Source organism: Streptococcus thoraltensis DSM 12221, from assembly GCF_000380145.1.
Lineage (GTDB): Bacteria > Bacillota > Bacilli > Lactobacillales > Streptococcaceae > Streptococcus > Streptococcus thoraltensis.
This window is the reverse complement of the sequence record NZ_KB904629.1, coordinates 22835-46529: the sequence shown is the minus strand read 5'-3', so window position 1 is coordinate 46529 and position 23695 is coordinate 22835. Positions and strand designations below refer to the sequence as shown.

Sequence of the window (23695 nt, the reverse complement as noted above, 5' to 3'; positions counted from 1 at the left end):
CCAACAAGGTCTGATTTTGGTTTTTAAAGAATAATATAATAGGTTGGATTTCCAGCCTTTTTTGATGTCCGTCCTTCTTGATTTTGTGTTAAAATAGTAGCAGTTACTATCAAGGAGAAATCATGTCAGACTTGTTTGAAAAACTCATGGAACAGATTGAAATGCCGCTTGAACACCGTCGTTCAAGTGCCTTTTCATCTGCCGATATTATCGAGGTTAAGGTACATTCTCTCAGTCGTCGCTGGGATTTTCATTTTTCGTTTGAACATATTCTTCCCATCGAGCTTTATCGTGAGCTTGAGATGCGGCTAGTGTCAACCTTTAAAAATGCTGACATCAAGGCTTCTTTTGATATAAAGGTGACCAATCCTGAATTTGACCAAGAACTCTTGCAGGCTTATTATAGCGAGGCTTTTGAACATCCTCTTTGTGCCAGTGCCAGTTTTAAAGCAACTTTTTCAAAACTACAAGTTGCATACGATGGGCAAAAGGTTATCATTACAGGACCAAAATACACTGAAAATGAACATTTCAAAAAGAATCACATCCCAAAACTAGCCCAGCAATTCGCCATGTTTGGCTTCGGAGACTTGACGTTTGAGGTGGTTTCTGACCAAGCGATGACAGAGGATCTGAAGTCATCTTTTGAAAGCAATCGTGAAGCCCTTTTAGAGCAGGCTGCGCAGGAAAACCTTGAAGCACAGAAAGCTCTTGAAGCGGCGGGTCCGCCACCAGAAGAACCTAAAGCCTCTTCAGCTTTTGACTACAAAGAAAGAGCGGCTAAGCGCCAAGCTCGATTTGAAAAGGCTGAAATCACGCCAATGATTGATATTCAGACAGAGGAAAATCGCATTGTCTTTGAGGGGATGGTTTTTGATGTTGAGAAGAAAACGACGCGTACAGGCCGTCACATCATCAACTTCAAAATGACAGACTATACGTCAAGTTTTGCCATGCAAAAATGGGCGAAGGATGACGATGAACTTAAAAAATATGACATGATTGCTAAAGGCGCCTGGCTTCGTGTTCAAGGGAATATTGAAAATAACCAGTTCACCAATAGTCTAACCATGAACGTTCAGCAGGTTAAGGAAATCGCGCATACCCCACGAAAAGACCTGATGCCAGATGAGCAAAAACGTGTGGAATTTCACGCCCATACCAACATGTCTACCATGGACGCCCTCCCAACGGTTGAATCCCTAATTGATAAGGCTGCTGAGTGGGGTCACCCTGCAGTTGCCATAACAGATCATGGCAATGTGCAAAGTTTCCCTCATGGTTATCACCGCGCTCGTAAATTAGGNATAAAGGCCATCTTTGGAATGGAGGCTAATATTGTAGAAGATAGTGTGCCTATTACTTACAATGAAGTCTCAATGCCTCTTAAAGAAGCCACCTATGTCGTTTTTGACGTAGAAACAACAGGTCTATCAGCTGTTAACAACGATTTGATTCAGATAGCAGCCTCAAAAATGCACAAGGGCAACATCATCGAGCAGTTTGATGAATTCATTGACCCGGGACACCCCCTCTCTGCCTTTACAACGGAATTGACAGGGATTACCGATCAGCACCTTCAAGGTTCCAAGCCATTGAAGCAAGTTTTGGAAGAATTCCAAGCTTTCTGTCAGGACACCGTCTTAGTTGCCCACAATGCCACCTTTGACGTTGGCTTTATGAATGCAAATTACGAACGCAATCATCTGCCACTGATTACGCAACCCGTCATTGATACCTTGGAATTTGCTCGTAATCTCTATCCAGAATATAAGCGTCACGGTTTGGGACCCTTGACCAAACGTTTCCAAGTAGCGCTTGAGCATCACCACATGGCTAATTACGATGCCGAAGCAACCGGACGCCTACTCTTCATCTTTATCAATGATGTCTTGGATCGTCATGGCATCACGGACATGGCAGATCTTAACACCAAGTTGGTGGCTGAAGATTCCTATAAGAAAGCTAGGGTCAAACACGCGACTATTTACGTCCAAAATCAAGTCGGTCTTAAGAATATTTTCAAACTGGTATCGTTATCAAATGTCAACTATTTTGAAGGAGTTGCCCGCATTCCAAGAACCGTGCTAAACGCCCACCGAGAAGGCTTGCTACTAGGTTCAGCTTGTTCTGAAGGTGAAGTCTTTGATGCTGTCTTAACCAAGGGAGTTGATGCAGCAGTTGACATCGCTAAATACTATGACTTTATTGAAATCATGCCGCCAGCTATCTATGCACCACTCTTAGCGCAAGGAACCATCAAGGACGAAACGGGCATTCAAGAAGTCATTCAAAATCTTATTGAGGTCGGACGTCGCTCGAACAAGCCCGTCCTTGCAACAGGTAATGTTCATTATATTGAACCAGAAGAAGAGATTTATCGAGAAATTATCGTGCGCAGTCTAGGACAAGGTGCCATGATTAACCGAACAATCGGTCGCGGAGAAGGTGCCATGCCAGCACCACTTCCTAAGGCTCACTTTCGCACGACAAATGAGATGTTGGACGAGTTCGCCTTTCTTGGAAAAGAGCTGGCTTATGAAGTCGTTGTGACCAACACCCAAGAATTCTCAGAGCGATTTGAGAATATCGAGGTGGTTAAGGGGGATCTCTACACTCCTTACCTTGATAGAGCGGAGGAAACCGTTGCCGAGTTGACTTATGAAAAGGCTTTTCAAGTTTATGGCAATCCTCTACCTGATATTATCGATTTGCGCATTGAAAAAGAGCTGTCATCTATTTTGGGGAATGGCTTTGCGGTGATTTACCTAGCCTCTCAGATGCTGGTTAACCGATCTAACGAACGGGGGTACCTTGTTGGTTCTCGTGGATCTGTTGGTTCTTCCTTCGTTGCGACCATGATTGGGATTACCGAGGTCAATCCTATGCCACCGCATTATGTCTGCCCCAACTGTCAAAACAGTGAATTCATCACAGATGGCTCCTACGGTTCAGGCTATGATTTGCCAAATAAAGACTGTCCGGAATGTGGTACTCTCTATAAGAAAGACGGTCAGGATATTCCCTTTGAAACCTTCCTTGGATTTGATGGCGACAAGGTTCCTGATATTGATCTTAACTTCTCAGGTGATGACCAACCATCAGCTCACTTGGATGTTCGTGATATTTTCGGAGAAGAGTACGCCTTTCGTGCTGGAACAGTTGGTACCGTGGCAGATAAGACCGCCTATGGTTTTGTTAAAGGCTATGAACGTGATTATGGCAAATTCTACCGAGAAGCAGAAGTAGATCGTCTAGCCAAAGGAGCAGCAGGCGTTAAGAGAACAACTGGTCAGCACCCGGGTGGTATCGTTGTTATTCCTAACTATATGGATGTTTATGATTTCACTCCTGTTCAGTACCCTGCAGATGACACCTCAGCGGAGTGGCAAACCACCCACTTTAACTTCCACGATATTGATGAAAATATCCTAAAACTCGATATTCTCGGACATGATGATCCGACCATGATTCGTAAGTTACAGGATTTGTCGGGGATCGATCCGTCAGAAATCCTACCCGATGATCCTGGCGTAATGGCACTCTTTTCAGGAACCGAAATTCTTGGAGTGACTGAGGAGCAAATTGGTACCCCTACAGGAATGCTTGGCATTCCAGAGTTTGGAACTAACTTCGTTCGAGGAATGGTTAATGAAACACGCCCAACAACCTTTGCGGAATTGCTTCAGCTGTCAGGATTGTCCCATGGAACAGACGTATGGTTGGGAAATGCGCAAGACTTGATTAAACAAGGGATAGCCGACCTTTCGACGGTTATCGGTTGTCGAGATGACATCATGGTTTATCTGATGCATCAAGGCTTAGAGCCTAAGATGGCATTTACCATTATGGAGCGTGTGCGTAAGGGCTTGTGGTTGAAGATTCCTGAAGAAGAGCGCAACGGCTATATCCAAGCCATGCGAGATAACAATGTGCCAGACTGGTACATCGAATCTTGTGGGAAAATCAAGTACATGTTCCCCAAAGCCCATGCGGCAGCCTACGTATTGATGGCTCTTCGTGTTGCCTATTTCAAAGTTCACCACCCCCTTTATTATTACTGTGCCTACTTCTCAATTCGTGCCAAAGCCTTCGAACTCAAAACCATGAGTGGCGGTCTAACTGCCGTTAAAGCTCGTATGAAAGATATTACCGAGAAGAGACAACGTAACGAGGCGTCAAATGTGGAGAACGACCTGTTCACAACGCTTGAGCTGGTCAATGAGATGTTAGAACGTGGCTACAAGTTTGGTAAGCTAGATCTCTACCGCAGTGATGCGACCGAGTTCATCATTGACGAAGACACCCTAATTCCGCCATTTGTAGCCCTTGAGGGTCTCGGAGAGAACGTTGCTAAGCAGGTCGTTCGTGCCCGCAAGGACGGGGAATTTCTCTCAAAAACAGAACTCCGTAAACGCGGCGGTTTATCATCTACCTTAGTTGAAAAAATGTCAGATATGGGTATTCTTGGAAATCTTCCAGAAGATAACCAATTAAGCCTATTTGATGATTTCTTCGCTTAGAATAATCAGACGATACCCAAACATTAAAAACCTTGTCAGAACAGGAGTTTGAAGCCTTTCAACTCCTGTTTTTCCTTGACCAAACGGGGCTATGATGCTATCATGTCACTAACTAGCTATAGGAAAAATGTAAAAGGAGATTAGAATGAGTAGACTGGACAGCAACACAGCCCTGAAAGCCATGGTTGTTTTTCGTAAAGCTGAGAGAACATTGGATGCAAAAGGCTCATGTGTCTTTAAAAAATATCAGATTACTCCTACTCAGTTTAGCGTGTTAGATGTACTTCATACCAAGGGAGAAATGAACATCAGTAAGCTGATTGACTCTATCCTTGCCACATCAGGAAATATGACCGTTGTTTTGAAAAACATGGATCGCAATGGCTGGATCTATCGCCATCGTGATGAGAATGACAAACGTGCCTATGTTATTGGCTTGACAGACGAAGGACGACGCCTGTTTGAAACAGTCTTACCAGAACACATTGCGCGTGTTGAAGCGTCATTTTCAGTTTTAACAGAAAGAGAACAGTTACAACTAATAGACCTTTTGAAGAAATTTAAAAATTTGTAATACATAGTACCTTTTTCTTTACAAAGGAAAAATGATCTGATACTATAACGACATAGTAATAATTATTACTAACTAGAAGGAGTCGTTATGGCTATCATTACTAAATTAAAAACATTTTTCAAAGGGGAAAAAGAAATGAAAAACATTTTATTCGTTGTCGGTTCACTACGCAAGGGGTCATTCAATCACCAAATGGCTGAATTGGCTGAAAAAGCACTCGAAGGTAAAGCAACCGTGACCTACCTTGACTACTCAGATGTTCCTGTTTTCTCACAAGATTTGGAAGCGGCAGTGCCAGCTTCGGTTGCCAAAGCACGTGAAGCTGTTCAAGCAGCAGATGCTATCTGGTTCTTCTCACCTGTTTACAATTTCGCTATGCCCGGTACAGTGAAAAATCTTCTTGACTGGTTGTCACGTTCACTTGACCCAGCAAATCCTGCCGCCGAGTCTGCCATCCATGATAAAGTGACAACAGTTTCACTTGTTGCTAATGGTGGACATAAAGAAGCTGGTGACCAGTACCGTTCTCTTCTCCCATTCATTCGTACCAACCTTGTTGATCACTTTACAACTTCAAGAGTTAACGATTCAGCATGGACTGACGGTAAATTCCTTGCCACTGAAGAAGTTTCAGCAGAATTGAACAAACAAGTTGAAGCTCTCCTTGCAGCCATCAATGCATAATCTCTTAAAGTCTCATGAAAAATGAGGCTTTATTTTTTAGTAGTCTGGCAATCATATAGTCTTTTGAATTAACTTTAATACATCGTTACTTTCGACTTGCCATACGCGAGTACTGTCTGCGTCTTTCGTTCCTTGTCTGAAAGCTAGTTCATTTGACCATAAAAGTCAAGTCTTGTTGATTTGATTTTGTGACCTTCAGCTTTATCTGCAGTGACCTCGCCCAGTCTGATTTTGATTTTTATGGCGCATAAATAGGCTTTGAAAGTTTGTGAAATCACTAACTTTAAATGAATTAAAACTCATCTGTTATAGGGTAGAAAGCGGTTCATTTTCTTGCAAATTGTGAAAATTTGGGTTAAGATGGGGAGGATTAATATATTATTGGAGGACAGTATGGTTACTTTGTCTAAAGAACAACACATGGATATGTTTTTGAAAATGGAACGTATTCGTGAATTTGATATGCGTATCAACAAGCTCGTTCGTCGCGGCTTTGTTCAAGGGATGACTCACTTCTCAGTTGGTGAAGAAGCAGCCAACGTTGGTGCTGTTGCACACTTGAGCTACGAAGATCTTATCTTCTCTAACCACCGTGGTCACGGTCAGTCAATTGCTAAAGATATGGATCTTAAAGGTATGATGGCTGAACTTGCAGGTAAAGCTACAGGTGTTTCAAAAGGTCGTGGTGGATCAATGCACTTGGCTGACTTTGAAAAAGGTAACTACGGAACAAATGGTATCGTTGGTGGTGGATTTGCCCTAGCTACTGGTGCAGCCCTTACACAACAATATAAAGAAACTGGTAACATTGCCGTTGCTTTCTCAGGTGATGGTGCAACTAACGAAGGTTCTTTCCACGAGTCAGTTAACATGGCAGCAACATGGAAATTACCTGTCATCTTCTTTATCATCAACAACCGCTATGGTATCTCAATGGATATTCATAAAGCAACAAACACTCCTCACCTCTACACTCGTGCAGAAGCATACGGAATTCCTGGATTCTACTGTGAAGACGGTAACGACGTTTTAGCTGTATACGAAACAATGGGTAAAGCCGTTGAACACGTACGCGGAGGAAACGGACCTGCAATCGTTGAGGTTGAATCTTACCGCTGGTTTGGTCACTCTACTTCTGACGCTGGTAAATACCGCTCTAAAGAAGAAGTGGCTGAATGGAAAGAAAAAGACCCAATGCTTAAATACCGTGCCTATTTGACTGAAGAAGGTATTGCGACTGATGAAGAACTGGATGCTATCAAAGAGCAAGTAAAAGCAGAAGTCGATGAAGCGTATGAATTTGCTGAAAACAGCCCATTCCCAGAGCTTTCAGTAGCCTTCGAAGATGTATGGGTAGACTAAGAGTAGAAAGGTAGAGGAAAAAAAATAATGACTGAAACAAAATTAATGGCATTACGTGAAGCCGTAAACCTTGCTATGTCTGAAGAAATGCGTAAAGATGAAAACATCTTCCTTATCGGTGAAGATGTTGGTGTTTACGGCGGTGACTTCGGTACTTCAGTAGGTATGCTTGAAGAATTTGGAGCTAAACGTGTCAAAGATACCCCAATTTCAGAAGCTGCTATTTCAGGTGCAGCAATTGGTGCAGCCATCACTGGTCTTCGTCCAATCGTTGACGTTACTTTCATGGACTTCATTACCATCATGATGGATGCTATCGTTAACAACGGTGCTAAAAACAACTACATGTTTGGTGGTGGACTTAAAACACCGGTTACTTTCCGTGTGGCATCAGGTTCAGGTATCGGATCTGCAGCGCAACACTCACAATCACTTGAAGCTTGGTTGACGCACATCCCAGGTATCAAAGTTGTCGCTCCGGGAAATGCCAACGAAGCTAAAGGTCTTTTGAAATCTTCTATTCAAGACAACAACATTGTTATCTTTATGGAACCAAAAGCACTTTACGGTAAAAAAGAAGAAGTTAACCAAGACCCAGACTTCTATATCCCACTTGGAAAAGGTGACATCAAACGCGAAGGTAAAGACCTTACCATCGTTTCTTATGGACGCATGTTAGAACGTGTTCTTCAAGCAGCGCAAGAAGTTGCAGAAGAAGGCATTGATGTCGAAGTGGTTGACCCACGTACTTTGATTCCACTTGATTTGGATATGATTGTTGACTCTGTTAAGAAAACAGGTAAATTGATGCTTGTTAACGACGCTTACAAGACTGGTGGATTTATCGGAGAAATCGCTGCAAAAGTAACTGAAAGCGAAGCCTTTGATTATCTTGATCACCCAATCGTTCGTTTGGCTTCAGAAGATGTGCCTGTACCCTACGCACGTGTTCTAGAACAAGCAATCTTACCAGATGTAGAGAAAATCAAAGAAGCTATCCGTAAGATGGCTAACAACGGTAACTAATCACGATAAATGTTAAGATAAGACGGGAAGTGAGGAATAATTCCCAAACCCTCTTATCTATTTTTACGAAATAAGGGACTAATCCCAAATATTCTAGGAAAGGAATACTATGGCTGTCGAAATTATTATGCCGAAACTCGGTGTTGACATGGCTGAAGGTGAAATCATCGAATGGAAAAAAGCCGAAGGCGATACTGTCGCTGAAGGTGATGTTCTCCTTGAGATTATGTCAGACAAGACGAACATGGAAATCGAAGCAGAAGATTCAGGTGTTCTCTTGAAAATCACTCGCCAAGCTGGTGAAACAGTGCCTGTAACTGAAACAATTGGTTACATTGGTGAAGCAGGTGAAGAAATTACAGAGGCTGCAACACCAGCATCTGCACCTGCGGAGAAAGCAAGTCCAGAACCAGCAGAGGCACCTTCTCAAGCAACAACTCCAACACCAGCAGTTGTTGCTGCTCCGCAAGGAAAAGGTGGCAAAGTCCGTGCAACGCCAGCTGCCAGAAAAGCAGCTCGTGAACAAGGTATTGACTTAGGACTTGTTCCTGGTTCTGGTCCTAAAGGACGTGTTCATGCCCAAGATGTTGAAAACTTCAAAGGTGCCCAACCAAAAGCAACACCACTTGCTCGCAAGATGGCTGAAGCTGAAGGACTTGACCTTGCAACAATCACAGGAACTGGATTTGCAGGAAAAATTAAGAAAGAAGACATCTTGGCTGCCCTTGAAGCTGCTAAACCAGCTGAAGCCGCAGCACAAGCACCAGCTAAAGAAGAAAAAGTCGTTGAGCTTCCTGAAGGCGTTGAACACAAACCAATGTCAGCTATGCGTAAGGCTATCTCTAAAGGTATGACAAACTCTTACCTCACAGCGCCTACATTCACGCTTAACTATGACATTGACATGACCGAAATGATAGCACTTCGTAAGAAGCTGATCGATCCAATCATGGCTAAGACAGGACTTAAAGTCAGCTTTACCGACTTGATTGGTATGGCAGTTGTTAAAACATTGATGAAACCTGAGCATGAATATATGAACGCATCTCTCATCAATGATGCTAATGACATCGAACTTCACCGTTTTGTTAACCTAGGTATTGCCGTAGGTCTTGACGATGGTCTTATCGTACCAGTTGTTCACGGAGCAGATAAAATGAGCTTGTCAGATTTCGTTCTTGCTTCAAAAGACGTTATCAAGAAAGCTCAAAGCGGTAAATTAAAAGCCGCTGAAATGTCTGGTTCAACCTTCTCCATCACAAACTTGGGTATGTTTGGAACGAAGACATTTAACCCAATCATTAACCAACCTAACTCAGCTATCCTTGGTGTCGGAGCTACCATCCCAACGCCAACCGTTGTTGATGGTGAAATCGTCGCACGTCCAATCATGGCAATGTGCTTGACAATTGACCACCGTTTGGTTGATGGTATGAATGGGGCTAAATTCATGGTTGACCTCAAGAAATTGATGGAAAATCCATTTGAATTGCTTATCTGATTAGAAACAATATAGCTTATTTGTCTAATCTACTTTATAATTAAAACTAAAGATGGGTGAAAAGAGAGTCGGTCACCACAAGTTTCTAGACTTGTCTGTCTCAGTAAGACTAATAGACAGACACTTCTCTCAAATACCCCAATGTATCTTACGAAAGGAAATCAATAATGGCTGTTGAAATTATTATGCCAAAACTCGGTGTTGATATGGCCGAGGGTGAAATCATCGAGTGGAAAAAAGCTGAAGGTGATACTGTCGCTGAAGGTGATGTTCTTCTTGAAATCATGTCTGATAAAACAAACATGGAAATCGAAGCAGAAGACTCAGGTGTTCTCTTGAAAATCACTCGTCAAGCTGGTGAAACAGTACCTGTAACTGAAACAATCGGTTACATTGGTGAAGCCGGTGAGGAAGTTGAAGTTGCTTCATCCGCTGCATCAGACGTTGATGTTGCCCGTACAACTGAAGACCTTGAAGCAGCAGGACTTGAAGTTCCTAAAGCGCCAGCACAAGAAGCTGCTCCAGCTGCTGAAAAAGCGCCACTTGCTGATAACGAATACGATATTATCGTCGTTGGTGGTGGACCTGCAGGTTACTACGCTGCCATCCGTGGTGCTCAACTTGGTGGAAAAATTGCCATCGTTGAAAAATCAGAATTTGGTGGAACATGTTTGAATGTGGGATGTATCCCAACTAAGACCTACCTTAAAAATGCTGAAATCCTTGACGGTATCAAACATGCAGCTGGTCGTGGTATCAACCTTGCTTCAACCAACTACACAATCGACATGGATAAAACCGTTGATTTCAAAAACTCTGTTGTTAAGAAATTAACAGGTGGTGTTGCCGGTCTTCTAAAAGCTAACAAAGTCACAATGTTCAACGGACTTGGACAAGTTAACCCTGACAAAACCGTTACAATTGGTTCAGAAACAATCAAAGGGCGTAACATTATCCTTGCAACAGGTTCAAAAGTATCACGTATCAATATTCCAGGAATTGACTCTAAACTTGTTTTAACATCTGATGACATTCTCGACCTTCGTGAAATGCCAAAATCACTTGCTGTTATGGGTGGTGGTGTTGTCGGTATCGAGCTTGGTCTTGTATGGGCTTCATACGGTGTTGAAGTGACCGTTATTGAAATGGCTGACCGTATTATCCCTGCCATGGATAAAGAAGTCTCACTCGAACTTCAAAAAATCCTTACTAAAAAAGGCATGAACATCAAGACTTCTGTCGGTGTTGAAGAAATTGTTGAAGCTAATAACCAATTGACCTTGAAACTTAATGATGGTTCAGAAGTTGTTGCTGAAAAAGCTCTTCTTTCAATCGGTCGTGTACCACAAATGAACGGACTTGAAAACCTCAACCTTGAAATGGAACGCAACCGTATCAAAGTTGACGACTATCAAGAAACTTCAATTTCAGGTATCTATGCACCCGGTGATATTAACGGAACTAAAATGCTTGCACACGCCGCTTACCGTATGGGTGAAGTTGCTGCTGAAAATGCCATGCACGGTAAAGTTCGTAAAGCAAACCTTGAATTCACACCAGCTGCAGTTTACACACACCCAGAAGTTGCCATGGTTGGTATGAGTGAAGAAGATGCTCGTGCTAAATACGGTGACATTCTTATCGGTAAAAACAGCTTTACAGGTAACGGACGTGCCATTGCTTCTAATGAAGATCAAGGTTTTGTAAAAGTTATCGCAGATGCTAAATACCATGAGATTCTTGGTGTACACATCATTGGTCCAGCAGCAGCTGAAATGATCAATGAAGCAGCTACAATCATGGAAAATGAATTGACAGTAGACGAACTTCTTCTTTCAATTCACGGCCACCCAACATTCTCAGAAGTTATGTACGAAGCCTTTGCTGATGTATTGGGTGAGGCTATCCACAACCCACCAAAACGTAAATAAGATTATTCTTAATCCAACTGCTGAAGCAGTTGTTGATAAGAAACGGCGAACACCATGGTGTGCGTCGCCTAAATCTTAAGCTAGAAAAGGCACCTCGTTAAAATCGAACGAGGTGCCTTTTCGTCGTAAGCTATTAATTGTCAGGACTGAAGTCCTTGAAACAAGCAGCTAACTGCTATGGCGGCTTAGCTGACGCTCCTATTAGAAAACACCTTCCGTTCGATAGTAACGGGAGGTGTTTTTGTCATAACGTTTTGTACTTATCGTTTGGAAAAGGTTGATTAGGTTTGATACGCTCAAGCGTCCTGTTTTACGATTAATTATTTGTATTTGTTTATACTCAATGAAAATCAAAAGTAGACTAGGCGTCGCCGCTGCAGATAAAACTGTCTCCAACACATCAAGTCAACAAGGTCTGCTTTTGATTTTCGAAGAGTATTAAAAGGATTGTTGACGTTGAAACGACTCTTATGACACATACTCTGCTACTTCGCCTAAACCTCAAACTAGAAAAACTGTTATTTAATAGATTTTAGGACAAAGGATTCCAAAATCTTGTTATTTGCTAGCGTTTGCATTATACTAAAAAGGTATATTTTTGCACACGCAAACTAGCCAAAATAAAGGAGTTTTTTGATGAAATATATTATCAATAAAAGCAATAATCCGCACTACAACATTGCCCTTGAAGCCTATGCTTTTCGCGAATTAGTTGATGAAGATGAGCTGTTCATTCTCTGGATCAATGAGCCAGCTATTATCATCGGTCGTCATCAAAATGCCATTGAAGAAATCAACAAAGAATACACAGATGCGCACGGTATTCACATTGCTCGCCGTCTGTCAGGTGGTGGTGCCGTTTACCATGATTTGAATAACCTTAACTACACCATCATTTCCAACAAGGTTGGAGAAGGCTCTTTTGATTTTGAGACATTTTCAAAACCTGTTATCGATACTCTGGCAAAATTAGGGGTTAAAGCCGAGTTTTCAGGTCGCAATGACCTTGAGATTGATGGCAAAAAAATCGCAGGAAATGCTCAAGCCTATCATAAAGGTCGCATGATGCACCACGGTTGCCTCCTCTTTGACGTTGACATGACGGTCTTGGGAGATGCTCTAAAGGTAAGTAAGGATAAGATTGAGTCTAAAGGGGTCAAGTCAGTTCGTGCCCGCGTAACCAATATTAACAACGAATTGCCAGAAAAAATGACCATTTTGGAATTCCAAGATGCCCTCTTGAACCAAATGAAAGAAGAATATCCTGACATGACAGAATATGTCTTTTCAGATGAAGAATTGGCAGCCATCCAAAAATCATACGAAGAACAATTCAGCACATGGGAATGGATTTTTGGCTCATCGCCAGAATACACTGTTTCACGTGCCGTGCGCTATCCAGCAGGTAAAATCACAACTTATGCCAACGTTGAAAACTCAATCATCAAAGGTCTGACTATCTACGGAGATTTCTTTGGTGTAAAACCAGCTAAAGAGATTGAAGAACTCCTAATAGGCACTCGCTACGAGTACAAAGCTGTCCTTGAAAAATTACAAACCGTTGATACAACACAATACTTCTCACGCATGACCACAGAAGAAGTTGCCAAAGCCATTGTAGCTTAGTGATTTTTGACAAGCCCACTCCATCTAAGCTATATTCAAAAGACTATAGTTTATCTATGGCTCCATAGGGAACTAGCAAATCAAAAACACCTCGCTTTTTGACACCGTCCCTTAAATTGAGACACAAGAAAAACACTCCTGTTTCTAATCCATTAGAAACAGGAGTGTTTTAATATGGTTAAAAAATCTTATTCACGAAACGCTAAACTAGCTTGTATTGAACTGAAACAAGCTATGGTCTTTTGAATCAGCCTGAAAACAATGAACCTCATCGTTTTCCCCAACCCGTCGGAAACTAATAGTTAAGGCGGATAGTGGCTGAATGACCGAAAAATAGAAGCATGAGACAAGAGATGCCATGGCTAAAAAGTATGACAGCTTGATAAAGAGATTGATAATAAAACTAGAATGAACCAGAAATCAAACGACCAGCCCCTCGCACAATACAAGAAACTAGTCGCATAAGGTATTTTCTTTTCCCCACAAGTTAGTAGCCTTGCGTTTTCAGATGTTTTTTATAGTCAAATGAATTAACTTTCAGACAAGGAACTAAGACGCGGACAGTACTTGAGTACGGCAAGTCGAAAGTGACGATGTATCAAAGTTAATTCAAAAGACTATACATCATTTTTATGCAATCAGCCCCCCCTACACTACAAGCAACAGGGAACATTATTGCCCTATTAAGTAGGAGCAGTGTCGCTTGAGCCGCTATTTATATCATTTTTATTCAATAATCAGCATGCCTTCTTTAATAGCAAATGGGTTATCTTGGTTGATACGGTCGTAGAACATAATGCCATTGATATGGTCGATCTCATGCTGTACGACAATCGAATTGTAACTTCTCAGTTTGATTTTATGTTTTTCCCCATTCTTGTCAAAATATTCCACAGTGACACGAGAATGACGGACAACATACCCCTCAACAGCTCGGTCAACAGACAGACAGCCCTCACCATCAGCCAGTGCAGCATCCTGAACAGAATGTGAGACAATTTTAGGATTGTACATCACTTCTTGGAGACTGTAGGCTTCTGTTGGCGCATTGCCATCTTCATCTTCAGGGTTTGGCACTAAAACAGCGATGATACGTTTAGAAATATCCAATTGCGGTGCAGCCAAGCCAACACCCCCACGTAGTCCAAGTTTTTCAGCCATAACAGGATCTTGTGAATTTTTCAAGAATTGCATCATTTTTTCACCAAGGATAATATCCTGATCTGAAAGTGGGAAAGTCACTTCCTCAGCCTTTGCTCGAAGCGTAGGATTTCCCTCTCGGATAATATCATTCATATCAATTAAATGTGATGCTTTGGTTATTTTTTCAATAGGTGACATAGGGTTTCCTTTACTAGATTTATAGATAGATTTTGTACTTTTAACTATATCACAAAATGAAAGTCAATAAAAGTTTTGGTCGCGATGGATTTTTGAGAATAATAAGAGGAATAAAAAAATAAACCAATACCATACCTAGCGGAAATGATAACAGAAACCTTGACAGTCCTATTCTTAAAGATTGCCCTAAAGGAGAAGTCCTAACTGCCAAGCAGCCAATTTTAGTTGGCTTAATTCTAGAAAAAAGTGTAGCTTTTTAAAGGAGCTTATGCTAAAATACTTAAAGCGTAGGTTTTTAAATTCATCCCGTGAGGTGAAAAAGACATCAAGGAAAGCTCAAAAACAATTCAGGTATCATGACAGAAGCGTTTTTCGAGCATCATATTTGAGGGCCTATGACTATATTGAGATAGCTGGGTCCTTTTGTGTAGCCAAAAGGAGTTGTATTCGTAAAAGGATATGACTTTTTATATGCCCAGAAGAAAGAGGAAATATGTCACACAATCATTCTAACTTAGACGACCACTCGGTCATTGATGTTGACTTACATAAAGTTGACCTACTTTTGGATGTGGATGAAAAGCCACCCCTTACCAAAGGCATACTGCTTAGTTTTCAACATGTTTTTGCCATGTTTGGAGCGACTATCCTTGTGCCCTTGATTCTTGGTATGCCAGTATCTGTAGCGCTCTTTGCTTCAGGGATTGGTACCTTGATTTATCAACTGGCTACAAAATGTCAAGTACCCGTCTACTTAGGCTCATCCTTTGCTTACATTACAGCGATGGCAACAGCCATCAAAGCTATGGGAGGTGATATTTCAGCCGCCCAAACAGGTATCTTCTTTGTCGGTCTTATCTATGTCGCCATTTCAGGAATTGTTAGAATGGTTGGGACAGCTTGGATTGACAAACTGTTGCCCCCAATTGTAATTGGACCGATGATTATTGTGATTGGTCTTGGTTTAGCCAATTCAGCCGTAACCAATGCTGGCTTTGTCGCCGATGCTGACTGGCGTCATATTGTAGTTGCGCTTGTGACCTTCTTAATTGCAGCCTTTATCAATACGAGCGGTCGAGGTTTTATCAAGATTATCCCCTTCCTTTTTGCCATTATTGGAGGTTACATCCTGTCAGCCTTGCTTGGGCTAGTTGATTTTACCCCTGTGTTGAAGGCATCTTGGTTTGAAATCCCACAATTCTATCTCCCTTTCAAAACAGGACATTTCAAATCCTATAATTTCTACTTTGGTCCGGAGATGTTAGCCATCCTGCCTATCGCCGTTGTAACGGTTGCCGAACACATTGGGGATCATACCGTTCTCGGTCAAATCACAGGTCGTCAGTACCTCAAGGAACCCGGTCTTAAACGTACCCTCGTCGGTGATGGGGTTGCAACAGCAGTGTCAGCCCTTATCGGTGGTCCAGCTAATACCACTTATGGAGAGAATACCGGTGTTATCGGTATGACACGTATCGCTTCTGTTTCTGTCATCCGAAATGCAGCCTTAATCGCTATTGCTTTCTCATTTCTAGGCAAGTTTACAGCCTTAATATCAACGATTCCCAATGCGGTTCTTGGTGGTATGTCTATCCTTCTTTACGGGGTTATTGCGAGCAATGGTCTCAAAGTTTTGATTGAAAGACGTGTTGACTTCAGCCAAGTACGTAATTTAATTATTGCCAGTGCCATGCTGGTTCTAGGGCTTGGTGGTGCGGTTCTTGATCTCGGCAGCCTTACCCTTTCAGGAACAGCGCTCAGTGCTATTGTCGGAGTGGTGCTCAACCTCCTCTTACCAGCGGCGCCTAAGTCAAACGCCCAATAAGATTATAGGATAGTCAAATGAACTAACTGTCAGAACAAGCAGCTGATACTTTTCGAAACTCAAAAGCAGACCTTGTTGACTTGATTTGATGAAGACAGTTCTATCTGCATTAGCGTCGCCTAGTCTCCTTTTGATTTTCATTGAGTATGAGACACAGACAGTACTTGGTTTTCATTGAATATGAGTGCGACAAGTCGAAAGCGACCATGTAGCAAAGTTAAGTTAAAAGACTATCTCAAATACAGTGCTTCACTCTTGAATGGCTAAGAGTTGAAGCTCTTTTTTGTTGCTGATGAGATATTGCCTCAAGCCCACTTTCACAATGAGGTCTTCATCGACCAATTGTTTAATCACACGGTTCAAGTGGCGGTAGCTCGTTCCTAGAGCATCGGCTAAGATAGTTAATTCCAAGATGAATGCGCCTTGATTTTCCACGCTAAGGATATGGCTAGCCAAGCGTTCTTTGACGGAATAGGTGATATTGGCAGACGAACTGATACTTTGTTGGTAACATTTCTGGGCGATTTCACGACCTACTTGATACAGAAAAAGAGGGTCTGAAAGGAGTTCCAACTTGTTAAAAAGTGGCAGTTGCACCAAAGTGCATTCTTCCAAAGCGATGACTGACGAAACAACGGGTCTTTTTGTCATCAACTCAATATCACCGATAATAGTAGCCTGCTCAAGCGTTTCTAAGATGTGTTCTTTCCCATTGGCAGAACGACGGATAACTTTAGCCTTTCCAGAGAAGAAATAAGCGATATAGTCCAACTCGTCTCCTTGAGAACAAATGACCTGTCCTTTGTCATAAGTGACTACTTGAAGCTGTTTATGGTAATTTTTTGGAAAAAAGTGAGCCAAATCGGAATCCTGAAGATAGTAGTTGAGTGTTTTTGCATTTGAAATCATTTTCAACATCCTTTTTAGGACATAGGTCCTATTGATATGCGTTTAGTTTCATTATACTTAGCATAGTTTAATTGTGCAAGAAAGGTTCCCCATGAAATCAACCCTTGAAAGAGCAAGTTTGCTCTCCCTATCCTTAATGATGGTCTCGACTTTCGCCGTGTCGCCAGCCCTCCCTCAAATGATCGCCCATTTTGAGCAAGAAGGCTTTACCGCATCGCAAATCGAGCGCCTCATCCCCCTATCGTCTTTTGCTATCATCGCCATCCTACTCTTAACACCAGTTATCAACCGTTTTTTGAAAGAAAGAGCGGTGATTGTCCTTGGGCTTTTGTTTCTATCTATCGGTGGCAGTTTGCCAGTCCTTTTTCAGGCTTATCCCCTTATCTTTCTATCAAGAATCCTTTTAGGAAGCGGTATTGGTCTGCTCAATGCGCGTGCCATTAATATCATCAGCGAGCGTTTTACAGGCGACGACCGAACACGCATGCTTGGGCTTAGAGGCTCTATGGAAGTCTTGGGGTCAGCCTTGTTGACCTTTTTAGCAGGACAACTCCTAAGCATTTCCTGGTCAGCATCTTTTTCCATTTACGGTCTCGGGCTGATTATCCTGTTCATGTACATGGCTTTTGTCCCTGATATTCCTCACAAGCAGGAATCAACTAAGAAGCTTGAAAAGACCGCCAAATTCTCCCAGCGACAGCTCCTTTACAGCTTGGCTATTGCTCTTTATGCCGGTTTTATTATCCTCGTCAACTCCTCAGTCACCATTCGGATTCCTCAAGTCGTTGAGCAGCTAGGGCTTGGGACAGCATCACAATCAAGCATTCTCCTAAGCGCCATGATGATCATGGGGATTCTAGCCGGAACGCTCTATTCACCTCTGATGGCTTTTTTTGGAAAATTCTTCCAAGCTAGTGTCACTCTGATTTTCGGTTTGGGCTGCCTCATTCTGTGGCTTGCTGACAGCTGGTTGCTTCTATCCATTGGGGCTTTAACAACAGGATTCTTCTATTCCTTAGCAGTTACCTATGCTTTTCACATCATTTCAGAAAAAATGCCCGCCCATCTGCTTTCAACAGCAACAGTCCTCGTCCTCTTAGGTTGCAATCTTGGAGGAGGTTCAACAGCCTTCGCCTTACAATTATTGACTAACTTTGCGCCAGCACCGACAGCAGTCTTTGGCTTGTACAGTCTACTCATCCTAAGCATGACGGCTGTCTTGATAGCAGCTTTGCTATTTTCCAAAAAGAAAAAAATTGACCGCACGTCAGGAATTTGATAGAATATATGGAGCTGGAAACGGCTAAACCAACTTTTTCTTGGTTTTAGGAGTGCCAATCCTAGGACTCGGATAAAGCAAAAAAAGGAGAATATACTATGGCAATCTCAAAAGAGAAAAAAAATGAAATCATTGCACAATACGCTCGTCACGAAGGTGATACAGGTTCAGTTGAAGTTCAAGTAGCCGTGCTTACTTGGGAAATCAACCACCTTAACAACCACATCAAAGAGCATAAAAAAGACCACGCAACATACCGTGGCTTGATGAAGAAAATCGGTCACCGTCGTAACTTGTTGGCATACCTACGCCGCACAGACGTAAACCGTTACCGTGAACTTATCCAATCTCTCGGACTTCGTCGCTAATTTAAGACATCAAGGGCACCTAAAATCTGCATGAAAATCGAAAAACTGACCATGTGTGACTCCACACAAGGAAGTTTATCTTTTCACTAAGATTTTAGCCCGAGATCAATTAAGCACTCTTTTGGAGTGCTTTTTTGTTGCCGCTGCTCTGCGTGCAGTAATGCTTTCCCATTTCGTCAAGTGTCATAGGTGAGTTCAATAATTCAAGCTATGTCGTCGTTTGGCGGTACCACATAGGGAACTAGGAGAATAACCGCCTGCGTGTAGGAAAGTTTTCACATCTCACTAAGTGCCGTAGGCGGGTTCAATAATTCAAGCTATGTCGCCGTTTGGCGGTACACAGTGAACTTAGTATATTTTCTCTCGCCCTCGTCTAGTAATACTTTCCCATTTCGCCAAGTGTCATAGGTGAGTTCAATTATCCAAGGTGGGTATCCGTTTAGTGGCACACAGTGAAATAGAAGATTTTCCCCCACCCCCGTCTGGTAACTTTTTCCCTTTTGCCAAGTGCCGTGTCGTCGGCGAGATCAATTAAACGCTTCCATTTGGGCGATTTCCCCTCCCTCTCTAAAGTAAAAATCTTCATGGTTAAAAATTTTAGAAAATTACAAAAATTAAAAACGATATTTCAAGAAATTTTACCCAAATTGCGCCATTAAATACTGATTTAAGGCTAGTTTAAGGATAAAGTCTTATTCTTTGAAAGAAAACTAGTGCATTTATTGGTTATTCACTCATAGATTTTAATGGCTAAACAACTTTAGACTAAAATGATTAAAAAAACATGGATATATAACTAAAAAATGACATTTTTGTGTTGTTTTTTTAAGGAAAATGATATATGATAAGAATGTATTTTTACGATTCGTTTAAAGTTAAGTATTTTTTAAAGAAAGATTAGGAGGCAAACATGTTTTTGAAACAAAAACAGAGATTTTCCATACGTAAGTATTCATTTGGCGCAGCGTCAGTTCTTTTAGGAACGGTTATTTTGGGGATGGCTGCACCTGAAGCGTCAGCTGACACCGCTCAGCCAGTGACACAGCAGATTCAAAAAGAGGAAGACACTAGTGTCGCGTCATCAGGTTTAAATAGCCCTGAAATGGAAGCGATTTCTGAAACACAGGAAATGCAAGCCCAAGAAGAGCTTGTGCAATCAACCGACACTTCTGTTGCAGAGCCTGTAGTTGCAAGTGAAAGTTCAGAAACACTAGCACCTAAACCTCAAGCAACACGTGTATCGTCAACAGATACTCCTGTTGCAGAGATTGCAGTCGCAAGTGAAACAGAAGTGCCAGCAACTCAAGTCCAAGAAACGCTCACACCGTCAACCGATACTTCTGTTGTAGAGCCTGCAGTCGCAAGTGAAAGCCCAGAAGTGGATGAGACATCATCCCAAGAAGAAAACCACCCAGCACCTAGCGCTTTGACAAGTGACGAGACTGACAAACCACGTGTTAGATCTGTGAGAAGTCTTCCTGATAGTCCAGCCGACGATCAAAATCTTTTAGAAGATGTTCAAAATACATTGGTTGATAAGACCGATTTGGAAGAGCTTGTCGAAGGCAATGAGGCTTTCAAGCCAACGTCTGGTTATACAAATGTTGAAAGTAAGGGAAAAGCGGATAATAAAGCTGAACAATCCGATGCCCCTGTTGCGCCTGAAACCACTGTAAAATCTAAAGATGGCGCTGCTGACAGCAAGAGCAGAACAGATAAGCAGGCTAGTGCTATTGCTAGGGCTGACTTCTATATCACAATGACTGAAAAGACTGCTCAAAAAGCTAAGGATAAGAAAGCCCAAGTCGAAGCAGACGGTGCCGTAAATCCAGCTGAAAAACAAGAAGTCGATGAATTAAATGCAGAAGTAACTAGGAGCAAAAAATTAGCAGAACAGTTCATTGCTACTTTACCAGAAAATTCAGAAACAAAGGAACTCAAAGCTCGCCTTGCAAAAGTGACGACCGCAGACGTCACAATTAACGATGCCAACAGTAATGGCTATGCCGATACTATAGATGGCGAAATTGCCAGACTTGATAATTTTATCAAAAATGCCGAAGAGACCGCTCAAGCTGCTGAGAAAAAGAAAAAAGAAGTTGAATCAGATAAACTTGTCACTCCAGCTGAGAAACGAGAAGTTGATGCGTTGAATGAGGGGGTGACTCAGACGAAACAACTTGTAGCAGCAAAACTTGATAGTCTACCAGAAGGCAAAGAAAAAAGCGACCTCAAAGCTCGCTTTGATAAGATAACCACTTCAACAGTCACGGTTAACGATGCCGACAGCAATGGTAAAGTAGATGCTGATGAAGCTGCTGTCCTCCGTCTTGTTAAAGATCTTCTTACAACTACCGAACGAGTTGTTCAAAACGCTAAAACCAAAAAAGCAGAGGCTGAAGCAGACGGTGTCGTAACGGCAGAAGAAAAAGCAGAAATCGATCGCTTAAATACAACCATAACGAATAGTCAGAAACAACTAAGCACTGCGTTTGACAATTTATCAGGCACTGAAATACCTGCCCTCAAAGAGCGCTTCGCTAAACTCACCACTTCAGAAGTCACTGTTGGCGCTGTTGATAGTCAAGGCAAAGCAGATAGTAAAGAAGAGCAAGTTGCTGATAATACTGGCAAAGTCGATAGTAAAGACGAACAAGCCGATACCCCTGTTGTCGCAGATGATGCTGCTAATAAGGGCGGTCTATCAGACAGTCAAAAAATCACTCTTGATGCAGCCAAAGCCTTTACAGAATCAGCAGAAGAAGCTGCAAAAGAAGCCGCTGCCAAGAAAACACAAGTTGAGCAAGATGGTACTGTCACTTCAGAAGAAAAACAAGCAGTCGATGCATTGAATGGTAAGGTAACACAAGCCAAATCCTCTGCAACCCAACTCGTTAACAGCTTACCAGATAACCATGACACAGCTGACCTCAAAGCTCGCCTTGCTAAAGTTACAACTTCAGAAGTTACCGTTGGCGCTGTTGATAGTCAAGGTAAAGTAGATAGCAAAGAAGAACAAGACATTGTCCCTGTTGTCGCAGATGACACTGATCGAAGAAGACTGGAAGAAGTTGAAGCCACCGTTGAGGCTATAGAGAAGATGGCACAAATCATTAAAGCTGCGAAACAAGACATTGAGTCAGATGGTGTCATAAATCCAGCTGAAAAAGCGTCAATAGATGGCTTAAATAAAGACCTAACAACTCATAAAGAACGTGTGGCATCTGAAGTAGACAACTTACCAGATAGCCCTGAAAAATCCGCCCTCAAAGACCGCCTTGATAAAGTGACGACATCAACAGTCACCGTTAACGATGCTGACAGTGACGGCAAAGCCGATAGCAAAGAAGAACAAGCTACTGATGATAGTGGCAAAGCGGAAAGTCAAGATGAACAATCTACTGATAATAATGGCAAAGCCGACAACAAAGACGAACAATCTTCTGATAATAACGGTAAAGTCGATAGCAAAGATGAGCAAACGGTTGATAATGATGGCAAAGTTGATAACAAAGGCAATCAAACTGCTGATAATAATGACGAAGCCGACAGTCAAGACGAACGAGATGTTGCTCTTATTGACGCTCAAGAAGCAGTCGAAGACGCCGAAGCCCCCGCTCAATTCGGTAAAGAGAATAAAGCAGAAGCTGAAAAAGACGGTGTTATCACTCCATCAGAGAAAGAACACTTAGATCAGATAGATACAATCATAACTGCGGCTAAAAACCATGCCCAGTCCTTGGTTGATAAGTTACCAGACAGCGATGCCAAGAAGGCTCTCCAAGACCGCCTTGCAAAAATTACGACTTCAGAAGTCACCGTTAGCGAAGCTGACAGTGACGGCAAAGCAGATAGCAAAGACGAACAAGCTGCTGCTGATAATGGCAAAGCGGATAGCAAAGACGAGCAAACTGCAGATAGTAACGGTAAAGCAGATAGCAAAGACGAACAAGCTGCTGCTGATAATGGCAAAGCGGAAAGTCAAGATGAACAAAACACTACTCCTGTTGCTGGTGAATCCGCTGACAGCAAGGGAAAAGATGATAAGAAAACCCAGCCTGACGCTAACCTCTCCCAAGTTGAACTCGCTGTTAAGGCTGCGGAGGATGCTGCTCAAGTAGCTAAAGATAAAAAAGCTGAAGTTGAAGCAGACGGCGCTGTAAATCCTTCTGAAAAAGAAGTTGTAGATGAGTTAAATGCAACCGTAACAGAAAGTAAAAACCATGCCCAATCCTTAGTTGATAACTTGTCAGACAGTGAGACTAAAACAGCCCTCAAGAATCGCCTTGACAAAGTTACAACATCAGAGGTCGTTGTCAACGATGCTGACAGTGACGGCAAAGCAGATAGTAAAGAGGAACAAACTGCAGATAGTAACGGTAAAGCAGACAGCAAAGACGAGCAAACTGCTGATAATAATGGCAAAGTCGATAATCAAGCCGAAAAAGATCTTGCCCTTACTGTCGCTGAAGCAGCTGTCAAAGCCGCCGAAGAAGCCGCTCAATTCGGTAAAGAGAAGAAAGCAGAAGCTGAAAAAGACGGTGTTATCAATCCATCAGAGAAAGAACACTTAGATCTGTCAAATACAATCACAACGGATAGCAAAAACCATGCCCAATCCTTAGTTGATAAGTTACCAGACAGTGAGGCTAAAACCGCTCTCCAAGACCGCCTTGCTAAGGTGACAACAACAGAAGTTACCGTTAACGATGCCGACAGCAACGGTAAGGCAGACGATCAAGAAAG

13 protein-coding genes and 1 pseudogene are annotated in these 23695 nt (G+C 42.3%); 12 read left to right on the top strand and 2 right to left on the bottom strand.

Going from position 1 to position 23695, the window contains the following annotated elements; all coding sequences use genetic code 11:
- Positions 1 to 122: 122 nt before the first annotated feature.
- From A3IA_RS0109125 to lplA, 8 genes are all read left to right on the top strand, one after another.
- Positions 123 to 4523 carry a PolC-type DNA polymerase III gene (locus A3IA_RS0109125; RefSeq protein WP_018381015.1) on the top strand — a complete coding sequence of 1467 codons (4401 nt, stop codon included), beginning with the start codon at positions 123 to 125 and terminating at the stop codon, positions 4521 to 4523.
- Positions 4524 to 4668: 145 nt separating this feature from the next.
- Entirely contained in the window at positions 4669 to 5097 is a 429-nt protein-coding gene (locus A3IA_RS0109120; RefSeq protein WP_018381014.1) for a MarR family winged helix-turn-helix transcriptional regulator, read from the top strand.
- 135 nt (positions 5098 to 5232) lie between these two features.
- Positions 5233 to 5781: an NADPH-dependent FMN reductase gene (locus A3IA_RS0109115; protein WP_026217656.1), complete on the top strand. Its 549-nt coding sequence runs from the start codon at positions 5233 to 5235 to the stop codon at positions 5779 to 5781.
- 393 nt (positions 5782 to 6174) lie between these two features.
- The gene (locus A3IA_RS0109110) at positions 6175 to 7143 is read left to right on the top strand and encodes a thiamine pyrophosphate-dependent dehydrogenase E1 component subunit alpha (RefSeq protein ID WP_018381012.1); all 969 of its coding nucleotides are present in this window, start codon (positions 6175 to 6177) and stop codon (positions 7141 to 7143) included.
- A gap of 27 nt (positions 7144 to 7170) precedes the next feature.
- Positions 7171 to 8169 carry an alpha-ketoacid dehydrogenase subunit beta gene (locus A3IA_RS0109105; RefSeq protein WP_018381011.1) on the top strand — a complete coding sequence of 333 codons (999 nt, stop codon included), beginning with the start codon at positions 7171 to 7173 and terminating at the stop codon, positions 8167 to 8169.
- A gap of 109 nt (positions 8170 to 8278) precedes the next feature.
- Entirely contained in the window at positions 8279 to 9670 is a 1392-nt protein-coding gene (locus A3IA_RS0109100; protein WP_018381010.1) for a dihydrolipoamide acetyltransferase, read from the top strand.
- A gap of 167 nt (positions 9671 to 9837) precedes the next feature.
- The gene (gene lpdA / locus A3IA_RS0109095) at positions 9838 to 11601 is read left to right on the top strand and encodes a dihydrolipoyl dehydrogenase (protein WP_018381009.1); all 1764 of its coding nucleotides are present in this window, start codon (positions 9838 to 9840) and stop codon (positions 11599 to 11601) included.
- 636 nt (positions 11602 to 12237) lie between these two features.
- Positions 12238 to 13227, top strand: coding sequence for a lipoate--protein ligase (gene lplA, locus A3IA_RS0109090; RefSeq protein ID WP_018381008.1), 990 nt, complete (start codon positions 12238 to 12240; stop codon positions 13225 to 13227).
- A 726-nt stretch (positions 13228 to 13953) separates the two neighbouring features.
- Here the strand turns inward: lplA and def are convergent.
- A complete protein-coding gene (gene def / locus A3IA_RS0109085) occupies positions 13954 to 14568 on the bottom strand; it encodes a peptide deformylase (RefSeq protein ID WP_018381007.1) in 615 nt (204 codons plus the stop codon).
- Positions 14569 to 15061: 493 nt separating this feature from the next.
- Here def and A3IA_RS0109080 point away from each other — a divergent pair, with 493 nt between their 5' ends.
- Entirely contained in the window at positions 15062 to 16393 is a 1332-nt protein-coding gene (locus A3IA_RS0109080) for a uracil-xanthine permease family protein (protein WP_018381006.1), read from the top strand.
- 249 nt (positions 16394 to 16642) lie between these two features.
- On the opposite strand, the gene A3IA_RS0109075 is transcribed toward A3IA_RS0109080, so the two are convergent.
- Positions 16643 to 17302, bottom strand: coding sequence for a cyclic nucleotide-binding domain-containing protein (locus A3IA_RS0109075; protein ID WP_018381005.1), 660 nt, complete (start codon positions 17300 to 17302; stop codon positions 16643 to 16645).
- Between the two features lie 91 nt (positions 17303 to 17393).
- Here A3IA_RS0109075 and A3IA_RS0109070 point away from each other — a divergent pair, with 91 nt between their 5' ends.
- The 3 genes and pseudogenes from A3IA_RS0109070 to A3IA_RS13765 all read left to right on the top strand — a co-directional run.
- Positions 17394 to 18581, top strand: coding sequence for an MFS transporter (locus tag A3IA_RS0109070; protein WP_018381004.1), 1188 nt, complete (start codon positions 17394 to 17396; stop codon positions 18579 to 18581).
- 98 nt (positions 18582 to 18679) lie between these two features.
- Positions 18680 to 18949, top strand: coding sequence for a 30S ribosomal protein S15 (rpsO, locus tag A3IA_RS0109065; protein WP_003046456.1), 270 nt, complete (start codon positions 18680 to 18682; stop codon positions 18947 to 18949).
- Positions 18950 to 19859: 910 nt separating this feature from the next.
- Positions 19860 to 23666: pseudogene (locus tag A3IA_RS13765) on the top strand (GA-like domain-containing protein); the annotation flags it as partial.
- Between the last annotated feature and the right edge of the window lie 29 nt (positions 23667 to 23695).

Bases quoted from the DNA above. Each gene is read 5' to 3' on its own strand.
- A3IA_RS0109120 (WP_018381014.1), top strand. From the start codon at position 4,669: ATGAGTAGACTGGACAGCAACACAGCCCTGAAAGCCATGGTTGTTTTT.
- A3IA_RS0109115 (WP_026217656.1), top strand. From the start codon at position 5,233: ATGAAAAACATTTTATTCGTTGTCGGTTCACTACGCAAGGGGTCATTC.
- A3IA_RS0109110 (WP_018381012.1), top strand. From the start codon at position 6,175: ATGGTTACTTTGTCTAAAGAACAACACATGGATATGTTTTTGAAAATG.
- A3IA_RS0109105 (WP_018381011.1), top strand. From the start codon at position 7,171: ATGACTGAAACAAAATTAATGGCATTACGTGAAGCCGTAAACCTTGCT.
- A3IA_RS0109100 (WP_018381010.1), top strand. From the start codon at position 8,279: ATGGCTGTCGAAATTATTATGCCGAAACTCGGTGTTGACATGGCTGAA.
- lpdA (WP_018381009.1), top strand. From the start codon at position 9,838: ATGGCTGTTGAAATTATTATGCCAAAACTCGGTGTTGATATGGCCGAG.
- lplA (WP_018381008.1), top strand. From the start codon at position 12,238: ATGAAATATATTATCAATAAAAGCAATAATCCGCACTACAACATTGCC.
- def (WP_018381007.1), bottom strand. From the start codon at position 14,568: ATGTCACCTATTGAAAAAATAACCAAAGCATCACATTTAATTGATATG.
- A3IA_RS0109080 (WP_018381006.1), top strand. From the start codon at position 15,062: ATGTCACACAATCATTCTAACTTAGACGACCACTCGGTCATTGATGTT.
- A3IA_RS0109075 (WP_018381005.1), bottom strand. From the start codon at position 17,302: ATGATTTCAAATGCAAAAACACTCAACTACTATCTTCAGGATTCCGAT.
- A3IA_RS0109070 (WP_018381004.1), top strand. From the start codon at position 17,394: ATGAAATCAACCCTTGAAAGAGCAAGTTTGCTCTCCCTATCCTTAATG.
- rpsO (WP_003046456.1), top strand. From the start codon at position 18,680: ATGGCAATCTCAAAAGAGAAAAAAAATGAAATCATTGCACAATACGCT.